Source organism: Mariniradius saccharolyticus AK6 (genome assembly GCF_000330725.2).
Lineage (GTDB): Bacteria > Bacteroidota > Bacteroidia > Cytophagales > Cyclobacteriaceae > Mariniradius > Mariniradius saccharolyticus.
Map to the genome: position 1 here is coordinate 1 of NZ_AMZY02000025.1, position 2,247 is coordinate 2,247.

General features: G+C 45.2%; 1 protein-coding gene. It reads left to right on the forward strand.

Going from position 1 to position 2,247, the window contains the following annotated elements:
• Window positions 1-363: 363 nt before the first annotated feature.
• Window positions 364-2,247: beta strand repeat-containing protein (locus C943_RS20415; RefSeq protein WP_169334644.1), on the forward strand; the 1,884-nt coding region annotated here is incomplete at its 3' end.

Sequence of the window (2,247 nt, forward strand, 5' to 3'; positions counted from 1 at the left end):
GGAGTACCACAAGGTAATCGCGCAGGATTGATGGCTGAACCGCGATTTCAACTATTTTGACAGTAATTTCTCAATCAATAATACAGTGAGAGTCAGATCCGGTAAGTGCCTGTGAAACATTTTAACTTCATCTGGTTTTTTGCCATATCCAAAAATAAAAACCCCGGAAATACCACGTTTTTTCTTGATAATAATCAAAATATATCCACTTTTTGGAACGAAGGCTGGCAGCGGGAGAATTGTGTGCCTATTTTAGCCACTAAATAACTATAAGAATAAATTTCATCACCCCACAGATCCGAAAATATTCTGGATGCGTTTTTTCTTCCTTAAGGATATTCCAAGATGCTGCTTAACGATTCAATGAGTTTTCCCCGAGGATTTTTCTGTACCTTAAGCATTTTGCTTGGGATTTTTCTTAGCGGAAATGCTCAAAGTCAATGCACTGGTTGTACGGTTACGATCACCAACAACGGCCTGGCAGGGTATACGGTCACTGACAATTCTGTGGTTTGTATCCGTTTTAACCGTTCCAACCCAATCAACCTCTCCAATCGCAACAATGTAACCGTATGTGTTGATGAGGGCTTTACATTTTCGGGCAACTTCACAGGTTACACAAATACAAATAGGCTCACGGTCAACGTATATGGAACATTCCGGGGAGATCTGATCTTGAACAATGCCGCCAGTTCCTTCAATGTTTTTTCCACAGGCGCCTATAACAATGCCGGGACTCTGACTGTGACCAATGGAAGTGTCAACAACCTCGGCACAATAAGCCGTCCGGTCCTTCTTTCAAATTCAAGCTCCTACAACAATCAGGGAAATCAAAGCGGGGCGGTGACATTGAATAACAACGCTTCCTTTACAAATAGCGGAATAAAGAGTGACCTACTTACCTTGAACAATTCGGCTACCTTTCTCAACTCGGGCACAAAGAATGGAAACCTCACGGTCAACAATTCCGGCACCGTGACCAATTCCGGTGCAATGACCGTACCAACACTGAGTCTCGCAACAGTCAACACAAGCTTTACAAATTCATCCACCGGGACCTTGACGGTTTCAAATACTGCGACTCTAAGAGGGATAGTCAACATTTCAGGCACTGCCAATTTTTCCAATAACGTGACTTTGCAGGACTTGGGCACAAATCTCACGGTATCCAATGGAGGACAAATGAATATTTCGGGCGCACTCACCGTCGGACCCAACGCTTTGGTGAATGTGACAAATGCGTCAAATGGCATTCCTCAGACGACCTTGAGCGCCGCCTCACTCACATTCCCCAATAACGGTGGGAGTAACAACCGGGAGTTTTTTATTGGTCCGAATTCAAATGTCTCTGTCTCCAATGACACCAACCTGGACACGGACCGTGCAGTAATGAACATTCAGGGAAACTTTGAAACGGGACGCGATCTCGTTGTGTCCAACAACGGCGGAACCTCGCCGGTGAGAATCAATCTCAATGGAAATGGCTCGCTCAATGTTGGGAGAGACGCCATTATCAATCGGGATATTGTTGCATCCGGCAACTCAAGTTTTACTGTGGATAGGGATTTCAGGATGGCAAATACTTCTTCCTATTCATTCAATATTTCGGATAATGTGACATTTACGGTCAATGGGAATACCGAGATCAACAGACTTTTGAATGTATCAGGTACTTCGTCGATTTTTCTAAACGGCAACCTCAACCTTCCCAATGTGGGCAGCGCTTCCATCACTTTGAATGATGACGTTTCTCTTGTTGTAAGGGGTACCGCCACGGTCAACAGGCCATTCGTCTTCAATGACAATGTAGTCGCGACTTTCGAATCAAATGTCGACCTACCGAATGTCGGCGGGGCAGCATTTGAAGTCAACAACAATGGCGATGTACTGATTCAAGGCAATTTGAATCGAACCGGAAGTTCTGCCACCATCAATGTAAGGAACTCGGGATCATTGGTAATCTGCAACGACCGGGCGCCAAACGGGGACATCGAAGGGCTCTTTCCACCTGCTACCGCGCCGAATGTAAATATCTCCCCCATCCCCGCATTTTATGGGGGTTGTCGAATTTTGCCGGTGGAGTTCAATTATTTTGATGTGGTATTCCGACGTGAAAACCGGAAAGTACTTGTCACTTGGGCTACAGCCAAAGAATGGAACAATTCGCATTTTGAAATCCAAAGGTCCGATGATGGGCTGAAAACCTGGAAGACCTTGGACAATGTCCCAGGCAAAGGTTGGTCTGAT